A 15,511-nucleotide genomic window follows, 5' to 3' on the forward strand; every position below is an offset into this window, starting at 1 on the left:
TGGTACCAAATCTTCTTAAATAAACATTGGCAGGCGGTTTCGCCAGGTTATTCAATTATTTTCAGAAATGCATTTTCTGTAATAATCTTTACAGTGTTGAGCTTTTTGGCTTTTTCCAACTTGCTTCCCGCTTCTGCGCCAGCAACGAGGTAATTTAACTTAGAGGAAACGCCGCTCAGTATTTTACCGCCTAATGCTTCCACTTTTTCTTCAGCTTCACTTCTTGTAAGCGCCGTTAATGTGCCGGTGAACAGAAAGGTTGTACCTTCAAAAGGCAGGTCGCCGCTTTTCTTTTCGCTGCTTGCTTTTGTAAACTGTACCCCTGCGGCTTCCAGTTCCTTCAGCATGGCGATAGTTTCCTCCGTATCAAAGAAATCAACGATGCCTGATGCTACTTTCGGCCCGATGTCTTCCAGCTGCATCAGTTGCTCTTCTGTAAAATCTTTCAGCTCCCACAGGCTTTGTACGTTGTTGGCCAGTACTTTTGCAGTTGTTTCGCCTACGTAGCGTATGCCCAGTGCAAATATGATCCTGTTGAGCGACTGAGTTTTACTTTTCTCAATAGCTTTCTGCAGGTTTTCAATTGATTTTTTGCCGAAACCCGCTAACTGCGCTATTTTCATAAAGTCGATCCGGTAAATATCAGGTATAGTTTTTAGCAGGCCTAAGTCGTAAAACTTCCGCACATTGGCCTCGCCGAAGCTGCGGATGTCCATAGCATTTTTGCTTACAAAATGTATCAGCCTTTCCACTACCTGCGCTTCGCAATTGGCATTTACACAGCGCCAAACGCTTTCACCTTCAGGCTTGTGCAGTTCTGCCCCGCAAACCGGGCAATCTTTTGGGAATATAATGCATCGCTCAGCTCCTGTCCTGGCATCTTTCTGTGCTTTTATAATATTGGGAATTACGTCGCCTGCCCGCTCTACCAGCACCGTATCCCCAATGCATAAATCTTTTTCGCGAATAATATCTTCATTGAACAATGAAACGGAACTCACCGTTACGCCTCCTATAAACACAGGATCTACTTTCGCAACGGGTGTTACAGCGCCGGTTCTTCCCACCTGGAATTCCACCTGGCGCAATACGGTTGTAGCCTGCCTTGCCTTGAATTTAAAAGCAATGGCCCACCTGGGATGGTGCGAGGTCATGCCTAATTTATCCTGCAAAGCCAGGTTGTTTACTTTCAGCACCATGCCGTCTATTTCATAGGGCAGTGTATCGCGCATTTCTTCATAATCTGTTACGTGCGCTATCACCTCATCAATGTTTTTATAGACATGCAGTTCTTTCTTGGGCGCGCGGAAGCCGCAATCCCACAGCATCTGCAGCGATCCGGAATGGGTGGAAAGCGCTTCAGGTTTTGGCCCGGATAAGGTATAATCGCTTACATGGTATAAAAATGCATTCAGGTTTCTTTCTGCCACTGCTTTTGAATTTTTCATGCGCAGGCTGCCGCTGGCGGCATTGCGGGGATTGGCCAGTATGGTGCCGCCGGCTGCCATTACTTTTTCGTTAAAAGCTTCAAAAGATTTTTTGGACATCATCACTTCGCCGCGTATTTCTATCTGCTGGATGTTGTATTTTGAAAATGGGGCCCGCAGCGGTACGGAGCGTATTTGTTTGATGTTTTGGGTAATGTCTTCCCCGCGGATGCCGTCGCCTCGTGTAGTGCCGCGCACCAGCCTGTCATTTTCGTAGATCAGCGAAATGCCGGCGCCGTCAAACTTAGGCTCTACGCTGTATTCAGGCTGATCGGTTTTGGTGCCTTCTTTTACACGCCTGTCCCAATCGCGCAGGTCTTCTGCGTTGTAGGAATTCTCGAGCGACAGCATAGGCACCAGGTGCGGCACCGTAAGAAAGTCGCCGGTAATGTCTGCGCCCACCCGCTGTGTGGGTGAATCGGCGGTAACCAGTTCGGGGTTTTCTTTTTCAAATGCCTGCAATTTTTTGTGGAGCAGATCGTATTCCGTATCTGCAATCATAGGGTCATCAGATACATAATACCTGTATTCATGAAAGCGCAGCACATCGCGCAGTTGTTCTACATTCAACTCCGATATTTTCTGTTCGGGCTGTAAAAAAGATTGCGTTTCTCTGGTATATAATTGTGCCTGTTCATTTGAATACATATGTGATTGTTTAAGTTGTCAAATATAAAAACAAAAAGCGCTCAAAGCATAAACTTTGTGCGCTCTGTTAACTGTTGTTATTTAATTTATCTGTAGTAAATTATAAATTCTACTCTTCTGTTCAATGCACGTCCTTCCTGGGTATCATTGGTAGCTACAGGATTATTGTCGGCATAGCCGAATGTGTGCATCCTGTCTCCACGTACGTTTTGCTGTTGCAGGTATTTCTTTACGCTTACTGCACGGTCAAAAGACAGTTTTTCATTGATCTGTTTGGTGCCTGTGTTGTCGGTATAGCCATTCAGGTCAATCACCGTTCTGGAGTATTTATTCAGGATGCGTGCCATTGCATCGAGTTCGTCCAGCGCGTTTGGATTCATCTCTGCTGAGCCTACTTTGAAATAAACTGCTTCTGTGAGCATTACTTTTACCCTGTTGTTCATCATGGTTATGTCAATGCCGGGTATAGAGTTGCGCATACTTTCGATAATAGCTGCCAGGTCTTGCTGTTTCTGTTGTTGAGTGGTTTTACAGGACATAGCTGTCAATGTAACCACGCTTAGTAGTAATAGTAGCTTTTTCATGTGTATATTTTTTATTTTTCTTTATGGTCACATGGAATAGCCTTTATTCATTCGCGGTTGGTATGCAACTTGGCTTATGGCTATTTCATGTGTATATATTTATTTGTTTTTTCAGTTGCCACATGGAATAACCATTTTTTCATGTGTATATTTTTTATTTTTTCTTTATGGTCACATGGAATAGCCTTTGTCCATCCGCGGTTGATATGCGGCATTCTTATGGCTAATTTCATGCGTAAGTATTTATGTATATGTTTTTTAGTTTATAATTATCCTGAGAAAGATATAGGATGAAGCAACTTGTCAGCTATGTTTTATCCCTCATCTACGCATTATCTATTCTCAATTCTGATTTGTCAATTAACCTCACCTCTCTCCATTTTCTAATTTCCTCATTTTCCTTATAAAATGCAATTATCGTTCCAATCTTTTAGTATTAAATTTTTACACATAATTTACCGGCGCCCTATAATAAAAAACATTATTTTCGCATATTATAAATTCTAAATAAACACTGAAATATGGCATACGATGTTATCGTTATAGGTAGCGGTCCGGGCGGCTATCCTGCTGCAATCCGTTCTTCACAGTTAGGTCTTAAAGTAGCAATCATTGAAAAAGAAAGCCTGGGTGGTATTTGTTTAAATTGGGGATGTATTCCTACCAAAGCTTTGTTGAAAAGCGCACAGGTAAATGATTATTTCAAGCATGCAGACTCATATGGTTTGAAAGCTGAAAGAATTGAAGCCGACTTTGAAGCCATCGTAAAAAGAAGCCGTGGTGTAGCAGACAAAATGAGCAAAGGTGTTCAGTTCCTGATGAAAAAAAATAAGATAGATGTGGTAATGGGCACTGCTGTTTTGAAATCAAAAACACAGGTGGAAGTAACTGCTGCTGATGGCGGTAAACAAACACTGGAAGCTAAAAATATAGTAATAGCTACAGGCGCCAGAAGCCGTGCGTTGCCCAATCTTCCGCAGGACGGTAAAAAAATCATCGGCTACCGCGAAGCGCTGGTGCTGCCCAAAAAACCTGAATCTATGGTGGTGGTAGGCTCCGGAGCTATTGGTACAGAGTTTGCCTATTTTTACAACAGCATCGGCACCAAGGTAACGCTTGTAGAATTCCTGGACAGGATTGTGCCCGTGGAAGATGCAGACGTATCCAAGGAACTGGAAAAGAGTTTCAGGAAGCAGGGCATTGAAGTAATGACCAGCTCAAGCGTAGAGAAAGTAGATATTCAGGGTGATAAGACCATCTCTACCATTAAATTAAAAGACGGCTCGGTGAAAACTGTAGAAGCGGAGATCGTGTTGAGCGCTGTGGGTATTGCTGCCAACGTAGAAAACCTGGGACTGGAAGCTTTGGGTATACAGGTTGACAAAGGCCGCATTACAGTAGATAAATTCCAGCAGACCAGCGTGCCCGGCATATATGCGATAGGAGATTGCACGCCTCATCAGGCTTTGGCACATAAGGCATCTAAAGAAGGCATTAACGCAGCAGAACATATTGCTTTTATTAATAAAAAGTCTGAACACCAGCCTGAAGGAATTGATTATAACAATATTCCCGGTTGTACATATTGCATACCGGAAGTTTCTTCGGTGGGTATGACGGAAGCCCAGGCAAAAGAAGCCGGCTATGAGCTCAAAGTGGGCAAGTTCCCGTTTGTGGCATCCGGCAAGGCTACGGCAGCGGGCGCTACGGAAGGCTTTGTAAAAGTGATTTACGATGCCAAGTATGGTGAACTGTTGGGCGCACACATGATCGGCTACAACGTTACCGAATTGATTGCAGAAGCAGTAGTGGCACGCAAACTGGAAACTACGGCACATGAAATTTTAAATGCCATCCATCCGCATCCGACTATGAGCGAGGCTTTTAAAGAGGCCACAGCTATGGCTTACGGTGAGGCAACAGATATTTAGTTAATGGACAATGGTCAATTGAATGTTGACAATGATAATATAAAGGCTGCAACAGGAATGTTGCAGTTTTTTTAATATTCTCTAAAGCCAATGGTCAAAAAGAATAATGAAGAATAAAAATCTATGTTATGCAAATACCTTGGTAAGGCTTTATCCGGTCTTCCTTTGATAAACCTATGTGTTTTACTTTTAGCGCAAAGTTGTAGAATGTAGAAAAGTTTCACAAAGAGAAACCGGGCTCTTCGTTATGTTAGCGAAGCGCATGACGAAGTACAGATAAATTCAGATTTTAACCCGCTACGGAGAATGTGTACTTTTTCTGATAGCATAAGATTCTTTTAGTTGTTTGCGGCAATCGCAAAAGAAGGATTCTGTTTATACAAAGTCCGTAAAGGATAGTTCGCAAAAAAAGAAGTTTTGCTATTTCAGGAGAAGATACCCGGCACTGCCTACGCTTGTAACCCCTGTGAAAAACTTTTGTGCTTCATTTTTTAATTTTTACCGCAAGTTGCGCAATGAGGCATCAAGTTACACAAAGAAAACTGCAGGAGTATTTGCCTGTCAGTGATAGTGTTGCAGTTCTTTACCGGCAATATTTCTCTAAAATCTCCATTACTTTTATAGCAGCTTGCCTGTTGAAGTTCCCGGGGCTATGTTCTTCAAGGTGTGCAGGTGCATAAAAATGTAAGGCTGTGACGTCGTGTTTACTTAGCAGGTATATGATATATTGCGGGCCATCATTGATTATAAAATAAGATCTTTTACCGCTTGTATCTTCGCTGTATATATAATTTAAAGGCTCAGACTCCGCACGCCAGATGGTACTATTAATTATTTTCCATTCATTCTGTGTGGGGCTAACTGTCGAATGCTTTTTAAGGTACTTGTTATTACCAGCTTCGGTTTTGCTATACTCTGCAGAAAGTTCCGTTTGTTGCATGCCGCTTATATGCTTATTGTCGCGCCGGTAAAAAGAATATGGGTTTTGGTAAGAAAAGAAATCAATATTATTTTCATTTTTGGCAATAATTTTTAGATTAAATTCCTGTGACCAGGATGAATAATTGTACACCGCAATTGTTGTGTCATAATTCTGTTGCAGCCAGTTTTTTAATTTACTTTTTTCAAATTGACCGAAGCCTACAATATTCATAATAAGCAAGCATATGGCTAAAAATAATATTTTCATGTGTGTATAATTAATTTTTTCTGTTGCCACATGGAATAACCAGCTTTTTAGATTCATACTCATTCACGGTTGGTATAGATTCCTAATCTTTACGGTTATTTCATGTGTATATATTTATTTGTTTTTTCAGTTGCCACATGGAATAACCATTTTTTTTAGATTCAATATTCATTCCCGGTTGGTATGCAACTTTGCTTATGGTTATTTCATGTGTTAATATTTAATTTTTTCTGTTTGTCATATGGAATAACCAAAACCTTAATCTTTATTATCATTCCCGGTTGGTAAAGATTCCTAATCTTTACGGTTATTTCATGTGTATATTTTTTAGTTCGCCGCTTTGCGGCTGTTTTTAATGGTCACATGGAATAGCCTTTATTCATCCGCGGTTGGTATCCAACTTTGCTTATGGTTATTTCATGTGTATAATTTTTAGTTCGCCGCTTTGCGGCTGTTTAAGCGTCACATGCAATAGCCTTTATTCATTAACAGTTGGCATACAACTTTCTTACGGCTATTTCATATAAAAATTTTAAAGTTAGTTTGATTTTGCCTCCTTAAAATTAAATGATTTATTTTACACAAAACTACTTCCATGTACATTCATTTACAACATAAGAAAGCGTTCGTCGGGGGCGCCACATCCGGGTTGGGAAAAGCAATAGCCATGCAGCTTGCGGCGGCAGGGGCCTCTGTAACACTGGTTTCCAGGAACGAAGAAAAACTGCGCGATACACTCGCTCAGTTAGCAGTTGACCTTGATCAGAAGCATGATTATCTCGCGGTAGATTTTACGGACTTTATGGGTTATAAAAGCAAAATTGACAATTACTTCAATGAGCATATAGTGGATATACTGGTAAATAATACCAACGGCCCAGCTGCGGGCACCGCGCTGGAAAAAAACAGTGAAGATTACCGCCAGGCATTTGATCTGTTATTTCAAAGTGCATCACTTACAACATCGCTGGCGCTGCCGCACATGCAGCGGCAACAATGGGGCAGGATCATCAACCTTGCTTCCCGCACTGTGCAGGAGCCTGTTGACAACCTGGTGTTGTCCAACGCTATGCGCAGCGCAGTTACAGCATGGGCCAAGTCGCTTGCAGGCCAGGTTGCTAAAGATAATATTACGGTAAACAATATTCTAACCGGCAACTTTTTTACAGAACGCCTGAAGTCGCTGATTGAAGGCCAGGCTACGCAAAAACATATATCTTTTGAAGATGCGCTTAAGCAAATGGAACAGCAGATCCCTGCCGGGCGTACAGGCCGGCCCGAAGAAATGGGTTACCTTGTTGCCTTCCTTGCTTCCGAATATGCAGCATATATTACCGGCACCAACATTACTATTGACGGCGGTTTGATGCGATCACTGTAAATCCTGTTATCAGAGCAGTGACAGCAATTCATTGGCAATAGCATTGCCTTTGTCTTTGTTGTAAGCCACCTGGAGGTCTTGCAGGAACTGCTCCTTAGGATATTCTACTGGATCTGTTTTGAATTTTTTTAATAGCTCATCGCCATATGCCGGCCGCGGTCCCCATTGGGCTACAACATCATTGCTTTCATTAAGTAATAAAACAACAGGAATTGACTTGGCGCCGTTTGTCAGGTAAGAATCTATTAAATTATTTGTATCACGGTAGATAATTTTTACTTCGCCAACCGGAGAGAAGAACTTGTATACTACCGGAACACTTTGTGCCGCATCACCGCACCATCCTTCGGATATAATGAGCACTTTACCTTTAAACTCTTTTGATTGAAGCAGCAGTTTCTGTTCTTCAGAAGGCTGGTAAGTTTTCAGTAGCCGTTCAATTCTTTTCTTATTCAACTCGTAGAAAGGGGCATATTCCGGGTTGGTATTGCCTGCTATGGCATTATCAATGTCCCGGAGATATTCTTCCAAAGATATCGCTTTGTTCCAGTAGGGTGTTACGTTGTGCATTGTCGGAAATTTGAAAGCAAATATAATTTATAAGTCCCGTGCATTTTGTGATATATATCACAATACAATACACGTGCTGTATATTGATTGAAAAAGAGATACAGCATGCTTTTACCAGGGTTATTTTATCTGTATATATCCGCTTTCTGCGATAACCTCCTGGCCGTTTTTGGTGAGCAATGCCTGGTAGAGTTTATATGCGGGGGAGTTTTTATCTACATCTTCCCGCACAACGGCATATACCTCTGTGGTAAAAGGGTATTCTTTACGCCTGATGGTATTTTTGTCAGGATAAACGCCATCTACTGAAATGTGTTTGACAATATTTCCACGTACCATTACTTCTTTATAATAATAAACAGTATAGCAAAGAGCGTTCCTGTCATTTCCTACACTTGAAAAGGCTCCCATCATGCCGCCTATTACTTCAACAGGAAAATTGTTCATCGTTAAACCTTTCATCACCAGGCTTTCCATTAATTCCTGGCTCCCCGAGTTTGTATTTCGCTTATAAGGTTTTATCGGTGCGTCATTTCCGCCTACTTCTTTCCAGTTGTTTATTTTGCCGGTATAGATATCCTGTATTTGTTTGGTGGTAAGTATTTTGACAGGATTTTCAGGGTTAACAATAAACGTAAATGCATCTAAGGCAATAGGCGTAATGGTAAAATGTATATTTTTAGTATCTGCATGGGCAAGCTCATCTGCCGATGGTAAGCGTGCTACCAGAATAAGGTCGGCTTTGTTATCAATCAGGTTTATATATGCCTGATGTGTGCCGTGATGAACAATATTTTTACCCAAAAATTTATCTGTATCCTGGCCATCAGCCGCTGTTATGAAATAGGTACCGTCATAATGCAGGGCCTGCATCCATTCATAACGCATATGCAAAAGCTTGCAGGCAATAATTTGTTGCAATGGCAGTGTAGATGTAGAGCCGTCTATCTTAGGGTAATTTTCTTTGGTTAAACCCTCAATGCTTAATTGAGCGGAGTGGATGTTGTCTTTTTTACAGGCAGTTATCAGTGCAACTGCCAAAACCAACAAAATAATAATTTTTTTCATGTGTATAATTTTTAATTCGCCGCTTTGCGGCTGTTTTTAATGGTCGCATGGAATAGCCTTTATTCATCCGCGGTTGGTATGCAACTTTGCTTATGGCTATTTCATTAGCAGACATTTAAGCGAAGTTGTACAGTACAGTATGCTAATGTATGAAGGTTTGTAAAAAATAAAAAATATTCTTTATGTGTACGTTGTGGTTATTATTCAATTATCAGTGCTGCCATAAAAGCATTTTAAAACTTGCTTTCCGATTCCTGTGCTGTTTGTAATAGTACTTAAAACAAAATGTTTTTAACCGGAGAAATAATAAGTGCGAAGATTGATTTACATTTGCTTTTCATATTTAATATTTAAACATGTTTTGGATCTACTTAATTATATGTTTTATTGGCTGGCACGTGGGTATGTACGGTATGTTCAGGAAAGCAGGCATTGAACCCTGGAAAGCCTTTATACCTTTTTATAATACCTGGCTGATCGTTGAGAAGTGCGGCATAAAAAAGATCTGGTTCTGGCTGCAGTTGCTGCCGTTTGCCGGTATTTTTATTACCATCTGGATCACCATTATTTTTGTGATGCATTTCGGCAAGTTTGACCTGCTTTCACATACCCTTACCGTGTTTGCTCCTTTTGCTTATTTGCCCTACCTTGGGTTCTCCAAGGATGTACGCTGGATAGGCCCCGAAGGCGTAAAGCATTACAAAAAGAGCTCTTTGCGGGAATGGATAGATGCCCTCGTTTTTGCTACAGTGGCCGCCACTATTATACGCACTTTCATTTTTGAGGCGTATGTAATACCTACAGGCAGCATGGAAAAAACACTGCTCATCAATGATTTTCTTTTTGTAAATAAAATGAGCTACGGCGCGCGGATACCGGAAACGCCCTTGAGCTTTCCCTTTGTACACAATACCATGCCCGGCTCTTCTACAAGGCCGTCTTATGTAAAGTGGGTGAAGTTTCCTTATAAAAGATTGCCGGGCGCAGGAAAAGTTCAGCGAAATGATGTGGTTGTATTTAATTTTCCGGCAGGAGATACCATCATTAACGAAGCAGGCTTTGGCTCCGCAAGGCCTTATTACGATGTATTAAGAGAGCAGTTCAATGGCAACAGGGAAGCGCTTCGCTATGAATACCCTGATATACTGGTGCATCCACGGGATAAAACCGACAATTACATCAAGCGCTGTACGGGGCTTCCCGGTGATACGGTTTACCTGAAAGAAAGCATTTTATATATAAACGGTCAGCCCGCGGTTGTACCACCTAATTCTCAGATGGCGTATGTGGTTACTACAAACGGGCAAAGCATACCGAATGATTTTTTGCAGGATGAAATGCATGTAAAGCTGGTACCGGTCAACGCTTCCGACTCTCCTGAATTTGAGCCGATGGGCAACAACCTGTTCAGGATAACGATGCGCCCGGAAGACGTAAATAAATTAAAAACGCTTCCCAATGTATTGAGCATAGTACCTGATGTAGATACCACAGCTTCCTCATGGATATTCCCGAACGGTGGTACGCACCGCTGGTCTTCCGACAATTTCGGGCCCTTGTACATCCCTAAAAAAGGCGCTACTGTAGAGCTGAATGCGCAGAACATAGATATCTACCGCAGGCTGATAACAAATTACGAAGGGCATACTTTAATTGAAAATAATGGCCAGTATATTATTGACGGCAAGCCCGCCAGCCAATACACTTTCGCCTATGATTATTACTGGATGATGGGGGATAACCGCCACCGGAGCCAGGACAGCCGCTTCTGGGGCTTTGTGCCGGAAACACATATCGTGGGCAAAGCTTCACTCATCTGGTTCAGCTGGCAAAACGGCCCGCGCTGGAACAGAATTTTCCGCAGCATTAAATAATCATTAAAATATATTAAATTTGAAGTCCCTTTGTTTTTACGGGGACTTTTTTCGTTTAAATATAAAATATGGAAGTCAGAAAAATTGACTTTTCTTACGAAGAGTACAACAGTATAGACGAGCTGCCGCAGCAGGATAAGGCGTTGCTCCTGAAAGCAAAGGAAGCTACCGCGCTGGCTTATGTGCCGTACTCGCATTTCCATGTAGGCGCTGCGGCGTTGCTTGAAAACGGCGTAGTGCTCACCGGCGCTAACCAGGAAAATGCCAGCTTCCCGGTAACCGTTTGTGCAGAGCGCACATTGCTGGGTACAATATCTTCTGTACAGCCCGGCGTGGCGATTGAAGCGCTGGCGGTGAGTTATTTCAATGAAAAAGGTGCCAACGACAAGCCTATATCCCCCTGCGGCATTTGCAGGCAGACAATTGCAGAATATGAGAACAGGTTGAAAAAGAAAATCCGCGTCATTCTCGGCGGGCAAAGCGGTAAGGTATATGTAATACCCGAAGCAGGCTTTCTGCTGCCTTTTGGTTTTACGGCAACCGACATGGAATAGTCAAAATAGTATGCCCTGCTGTTTGATCTAATTATTTTTTGTATTTTTATATAACTGTTTTGTTACCGTGATAGTGAAGATGATGACAGGCGTAGCAACATGCAGCTATAGCATTTAAGATAATAAACATTACAACATGCATACAATACTCGTAGCCACAGATTTTTCCGCTTCGGCAAAGAATGCCTCCGAATATGCCATTGACCTGGCAAAACACCTGCATACCTCCGTGGAACTGGTGCATGCATTTGATGTGCCGTTTACTTTTTCCGATTCGGGTATGCAATACATAGATATTGAGGAAATTGAAAAGAATACCCAGGAATCTCTTGTAGCAGAAGTGGAAAGGCTCAAAGAATTAAACCCCTCTGTAGAAGTAACATTTCAATCGTGTATCGGCAGGATCATCGATTGTATCAACGATATTTCTTCGCGTATAAAACCATGCCTGATCGTATTTGGCATGAGCGGCGAGAACGACAGCTTTCTTTGGGGAAGTACCGCCGTTACTGCCTTGCGCTCCTTTGATGTACCCGTTTTGATTGTACCTAAAAATGCTAAATGGGCCGGTGTACAGCATCTTTGCTATGCGGTGAATTATCAGAAAGTAAATGAGAACACGCCATTTCATTACATTAAAGAATGGGCAAAATTATTTTCAGGTCAATTAACGGTGTTTAACGTGCATAAGGTTGATGAATACGCCGAGCCTCCTGCCAACCTCAAAGAAGCTCTGAAAGATATGAACCCGCGGTACGAATCCTGGGAGTCTGATAATTTTGAAATAGGCATGCAGAACTTTCTTTCAGCTAATAACTTCGACTGGCTGGTGATCATTCCCCAGAAGCACGGCTTTTTCGACAGGCTCAGGCACAACAGCCGCAGCAGGCAGATTACCAAAGTAAGTTCTATCCCGGTATTATCTTTTTACGAAAAGTAATATTAACGTTCGTTTCGGGGATGTAAGAACTTTCTTTTTGTATTTTTGTTGAAAAGAAAATTATGGACAATAATCAGGAGAACAACCCTAACCAATTGAATATTGAGATCAGCGAAGAAGTTGCAGAAGGCAATTATTCCAACCTGGCGATCATTACACACAGCCATGCAGAGTTTATACTTGACTTTGTGAATGTAATGCCGGGAACACCCAAAAGCAAAGTAAAATCAAGAATTATACTCGCTCCCATGCATGCTAAAAGGCTCATGCGCGCTATTGTTGATAATGTAAATAACTACGAAGCACAACACGGCACTATCAACGATCTGCAGGACATAGAGTTGCCGCTGAACTTTGGCGGGCCTGCGGCACAGGCTTAGCAATTACACGTACCTTCATTCACCCGTGCAAGCAATGATACCGGGTGGATTATCAATTTAAAATATAAACTGCAAATATGAACTTAGGTTATTTTAATTATCCTCAGCCGGCAAATGAGCCGGTACAGCACTATGCTCCCGGCTCTCCCGAAAGGGCAGCCCTTAAAAAGGCGTTATCAGATGCCAGGCAAACAACATTAGATATTCCTATGGTTATTGGAGGAGAATTTGTAAAAACCGCTAAAAAGGTTTCCATCCATCCTCCGCATGAAATAGGCCATACATTAGGGCATTATTACGAAGGCGGCGAGCAGGAGATCAATGCAGCTATTGACGCAGCCTTGCAGGCAAAAGAAAGCTGGGAAAATATGTCCTGGGAAGACCGCGCAGGCATATTTCTTAAAACCGCTGACCTTATTGCAACCAAATACCGTTACCAGTTCAATGCAGCTACCATGCTGGGTCAGAGCAAGAATGCTTACCAGGCAGAAATAGACAGCGCCTGCGAACTGATAGATTTTTTAAGATATAATGTGCATTTCCTCAGCGAGATCTACAGGCAGCAGCCCGTATCCTCGCCCGGTGTACACAACCGAACCGAATGGCGTGCACTGGAAGGTTTTGTGCTGGCCTTAACGCCGTTTAACTTTACAGCTATTGCCGGCAACCTGCCCACAAGTGCGGCTATGTGCGGCAATACGGTTGTATGGAAAGTGTCTAACACACAGGTGTACAGCGCATCCTGGATTATGAAAATACTAATGGAAGCGGGCTTGCCTGCCGGCGTCATCAACCTGGTGTTTGTACCTGGTAGTACTTTGGGCAAAGTGGTGTTTTCGCATCCTGATTTTGCAGGCATACATTTTACAGGCTCCTCGGGCGTTTTTAACGAGATATGGAAAACGATCGGCGCCAACATGCAGGTTTATAAAACATACCCGCGCATAGTAGGCGAGACCGGTGGAAAAGATTTTGTAATGGTGCACAAATCGGCTGATGTGGCCGTTACCGCTACAGCGCTGGCACGTGGCGCATTCGAATTCCAGGGACAGAAATGTTCTGCAGCATCCAGGGCTTACCTGCCATCCAACATAGCAGAAGACATCAAAGCAAAACTGCTGGAAATGGTGCAGTCTTTCAAAATGGGCGGCGTGGAAGATTTCGGCAACTTTATCAATGCCGTAATTGATGAAAAAAGCTTTGATAAAATAGCAGCCTATATAGACAGCGCATCGAATGACGAAAAAGTAAAGATCATCGCAGGCGGAAAATATGATAAATCCAAAGGCTATTTTATAGAGCCTACCATCATAGAAACCTCCGATCCGGAATATGTGACCATGTGTGAGGAGATATTCGGCCCCGTACTCACCATCTATGTGTATGATGCAGATAAATTTGAAGAAACGTTGAAACTGGTAAATGGTACTTCTCCCTATGCGTTAACAGGCTCCATCATAGCGCGCGACAGGGATGCCATTGCATTGGCAACCTCGAAACTACGCCATGCTGCGGGCAATTTTTACATCAACGATAAGCCTACAGGAGCAGTAGTAGGACAGCAGCCGTTTGGCGGTGCGCGGGCTTCCGGCACCAACGATAAGGCAGGCAGCATGATCAATTTATACCGTTGGCTGAGTGCGCGGACCATTAAAGAAACCTTTGATCCGCCCGTGGATTACGGCTATCCTTTCCTTGCCAGCGACGAAGCATAAGACAAGCATAATCACTATGTTTTGCACCGCTGCATTTAACCGTTGCAATTCTCTTTGGAATAAAAGTTTTTTATTAACTTCGCCACGCGAATAAAAAAAATTGTATTAAAACTAATAACTAATATTTATGCGACAAATAGCTTTTCGTGAAGCCTTGCGTGAGGCAATGAGTGAGGAGATGAGAAGGGATGAGAATGTATTCTTAATGGGTGAGGAAGTTGCCGAATATAACGGAGCCTACAAAGTGAGCCAGGGCATGTTGGCCGAATTCGGTCCGAAAAGAGTGATCGATACGCCGATTGCTGAACTGGGCTTTGCTGCTATTGGCGTAGGCGCAGCACAAAATGGCTTGCGTCCCGTGGTAGAATTTATGACCTGGAACTTTGCAGTTCTCGCCTTAGATCAGATACTGAATTCGGCTTCAAAAATGCTGGCAATGAGCGGCGGCCAGCTTGGCTGCCCCATCGTTTTCAGAGGGCCAAACGGCAGCGCCGGCCAGTTAGGCGCCCAGCACTCCACAGCTTTTGAGGCGTTGTATGCCAATATACCCGGATTGAAAGTTGTATCAGTGTCCAACGGTTATGACGCGAAAGGTTTATTAAAACAGGCTATCCGCTATGAAGAAGACCCGGTGATTTTTATGGAGAGCGAGGTGATGTATGGCGATAAGTCTGAAGTACCCGAAGAAGAATACTACATTGAGCTGGGTAAAGCTGATGTAAAAAGGCAGGGGAAAGATGTAACGATCGTATCTTTTAATAAAATGATGAAAGTAGCTTTAAAGGCTGCCGAAGAACTCGAAAAAGAAGGGGTGAGCGCGGAAGTAATAGATTTAAGAACAATCCGCCCGCTGGATTGGAGAACCGTTCTGGAAAGTGTGAAGAAAACAAACCGGCTGGTAATTGTGGAAGAGCAATGGCCGTTTGCGTCCGTAAGCTCTGAGGTGTCTTACAGGATCCAGAAAGAAGGCTTCGATTACCTGGATGCTCCTATCCGCCGCATTACTGCTGCAGATGCGCCTATGCACTATGCACCTACACTGGTAGAAGCCTACCTGCCAAGCGTGGAAAGAACAGTGAAACTGGTGAAAGACGTGATGTATATGAAGAAATAATACAGCAAACTATATGTAAAGATCCCGGTAGTTTTTTGCCGGGATTTTTTTGTGATGATGTGTGATGGATATTCAC

Annotated in this window: 13 protein-coding genes; 8 read left to right on the forward strand and 5 right to left on the reverse strand. The window is 42.8% G+C overall.

Going from position 1 to position 15,511, the window contains the following annotated elements:
- Positions 1–47: 47 nt before the first annotated feature.
- Together ligA and OD355_RS07300 are read right to left on the reverse strand one after the other, a co-directional pair.
- The gene (gene ligA / locus OD355_RS07295) at positions 48–2,135 is read right to left on the reverse strand and encodes an NAD-dependent DNA ligase LigA (RefSeq protein ID WP_263037803.1); all 2,088 of its coding nucleotides are present in this window, start codon (positions 2,133–2,135) and stop codon (positions 48–50) included.
- Positions 2,136–2,221: 86 nt separating this feature from the next.
- Entirely contained in the window at positions 2,222–2,719 is a 498-nt protein-coding gene (locus OD355_RS07300) for an OmpA family protein (protein ID WP_263037804.1), read from the reverse strand.
- A gap of 521 nt (positions 2,720–3,240) precedes the next feature.
- Between OD355_RS07300 and lpdA the strand changes: the two genes are divergently transcribed.
- Positions 3,241–4,650 carry a dihydrolipoyl dehydrogenase gene (gene lpdA / locus OD355_RS07305; protein ID WP_263037805.1) on the forward strand — a complete coding sequence of 470 codons (1,410 nt, stop codon included), beginning with the start codon at positions 3,241–3,243 and terminating at the stop codon, positions 4,648–4,650.
- A gap of 583 nt (positions 4,651–5,233) precedes the next feature.
- Here the strand turns inward: lpdA and OD355_RS07310 are convergent.
- Positions 5,234–5,839 carry a hypothetical protein gene (locus OD355_RS07310; RefSeq protein ID WP_263037806.1) on the reverse strand — a complete coding sequence of 202 codons (606 nt, stop codon included), beginning with the start codon at positions 5,837–5,839 and terminating at the stop codon, positions 5,234–5,236.
- Between the two features lie 595 nt (positions 5,840–6,434).
- Here OD355_RS07310 and OD355_RS07315 point away from each other — a divergent pair.
- On the forward strand, positions 6,435–7,220 hold the full coding sequence (locus OD355_RS07315) for an SDR family oxidoreductase (protein ID WP_263037807.1): 786 nt from the start codon (positions 6,435–6,437) through the stop codon (positions 7,218–7,220).
- Between the two features lie 9 nt (positions 7,221–7,229).
- Here the strand turns inward: OD355_RS07315 and OD355_RS07320 are convergent, their stop codons facing one another.
- Positions 7,230–7,790 (reverse strand): thioredoxin family protein, encoded by a 561-nt coding sequence (locus OD355_RS07320; RefSeq protein WP_263037808.1) that lies wholly within the window; start codon positions 7,788–7,790, stop codon positions 7,230–7,232.
- Between the two features lie 120 nt (positions 7,791–7,910).
- On the reverse strand, positions 7,911–8,858 hold the full coding sequence (locus OD355_RS07325) for a PstS family phosphate ABC transporter substrate-binding protein (RefSeq protein ID WP_263037809.1): 948 nt from the start codon (positions 8,856–8,858) through the stop codon (positions 7,911–7,913).
- A 356-nt stretch (positions 8,859–9,214) separates the two neighbouring features.
- On the opposite strand from OD355_RS07325, the gene OD355_RS07330 reads away from it, so the two are divergent.
- The 6 genes from OD355_RS07330 (at position 9,215) to OD355_RS07355 (ending at position 15,435) form a co-directional block, all read left to right on the forward strand.
- The gene (locus OD355_RS07330) at positions 9,215–10,732 is read left to right on the forward strand and encodes a S26 family signal peptidase (RefSeq protein WP_263037810.1); all 1,518 of its coding nucleotides are present in this window, start codon (positions 9,215–9,217) and stop codon (positions 10,730–10,732) included.
- 68 nt (positions 10,733–10,800) lie between these two features.
- Positions 10,801–11,286 (forward strand): cytidine deaminase, encoded by a 486-nt coding sequence (locus tag OD355_RS07335; protein WP_263037811.1) that lies wholly within the window; start codon positions 10,801–10,803, stop codon positions 11,284–11,286.
- Between the two features lie 136 nt (positions 11,287–11,422).
- Entirely contained in the window at positions 11,423–12,226 is an 804-nt protein-coding gene (locus tag OD355_RS07340; RefSeq protein ID WP_263037812.1) for a universal stress protein, read from the forward strand.
- Between the two features lie 62 nt (positions 12,227–12,288).
- Positions 12,289–12,606: a DUF3467 domain-containing protein gene (locus OD355_RS07345; RefSeq protein ID WP_263037813.1), complete on the forward strand. Its 318-nt coding sequence runs from the start codon at positions 12,289–12,291 to the stop codon at positions 12,604–12,606.
- Between the two features lie 77 nt (positions 12,607–12,683).
- Positions 12,684–14,321 carry an L-glutamate gamma-semialdehyde dehydrogenase gene (gene pruA / locus OD355_RS07350; RefSeq protein ID WP_263037814.1) on the forward strand — a complete coding sequence of 546 codons (1,638 nt, stop codon included), beginning with the start codon at positions 12,684–12,686 and terminating at the stop codon, positions 14,319–14,321.
- Between the two features lie 127 nt (positions 14,322–14,448).
- Complete coding sequence (locus OD355_RS07355; RefSeq protein WP_263037815.1) at positions 14,449–15,435, forward strand: pyruvate dehydrogenase complex E1 component subunit beta; 987 nt, start codon at positions 14,449–14,451, stop codon at positions 15,433–15,435.
- Positions 15,436–15,511 lie beyond the last annotated feature (76 nt).

Source organism: Haoranjiania flava (assembly GCF_025631005.1).
GTDB classification, from domain to species: domain Bacteria; phylum Bacteroidota; class Bacteroidia; order Chitinophagales; family Chitinophagaceae; genus Haoranjiania; species Haoranjiania flava.

Excerpts from the sequence above, each read along its gene's own strand:
- ligA (WP_263037803.1), bottom strand. The coding sequence starts at position 2,135 with ATGTATTCAAATGAACAGGCACAATTATATACCAGAGAAACGCAATCT.
- OD355_RS07300 (WP_263037804.1), bottom strand. The coding sequence starts at position 2,719 with ATGAAAAAGCTACTATTACTACTAAGCGTGGTTACATTGACAGCTATG.
- lpdA (WP_263037805.1), top strand. The coding sequence starts at position 3,241 with ATGGCATACGATGTTATCGTTATAGGTAGCGGTCCGGGCGGCTATCCT.
- OD355_RS07310 (WP_263037806.1), bottom strand. The coding sequence starts at position 5,839 with ATGAAAATATTATTTTTAGCCATATGCTTGCTTATTATGAATATTGTA.
- OD355_RS07315 (WP_263037807.1), top strand. The coding sequence starts at position 6,435 with ATGTACATTCATTTACAACATAAGAAAGCGTTCGTCGGGGGCGCCACA.
- OD355_RS07320 (WP_263037808.1), bottom strand. The coding sequence starts at position 7,790 with ATGCACAACGTAACACCCTACTGGAACAAAGCGATATCTTTGGAAGAA.
- OD355_RS07325 (WP_263037809.1), bottom strand. The coding sequence starts at position 8,858 with ATGAAAAAAATTATTATTTTGTTGGTTTTGGCAGTTGCACTGATAACT.
- OD355_RS07330 (WP_263037810.1), top strand. The coding sequence starts at position 9,215 with ATGTTTTGGATCTACTTAATTATATGTTTTATTGGCTGGCACGTGGGT.
- OD355_RS07335 (WP_263037811.1), top strand. The coding sequence starts at position 10,801 with ATGGAAGTCAGAAAAATTGACTTTTCTTACGAAGAGTACAACAGTATA.
- OD355_RS07340 (WP_263037812.1), top strand. The coding sequence starts at position 11,423 with ATGCATACAATACTCGTAGCCACAGATTTTTCCGCTTCGGCAAAGAAT.
- OD355_RS07345 (WP_263037813.1), top strand. The coding sequence starts at position 12,289 with ATGGACAATAATCAGGAGAACAACCCTAACCAATTGAATATTGAGATC.
- pruA (WP_263037814.1), top strand. The coding sequence starts at position 12,684 with ATGAACTTAGGTTATTTTAATTATCCTCAGCCGGCAAATGAGCCGGTA.
- OD355_RS07355 (WP_263037815.1), top strand. The coding sequence starts at position 14,449 with ATGCGACAAATAGCTTTTCGTGAAGCCTTGCGTGAGGCAATGAGTGAG.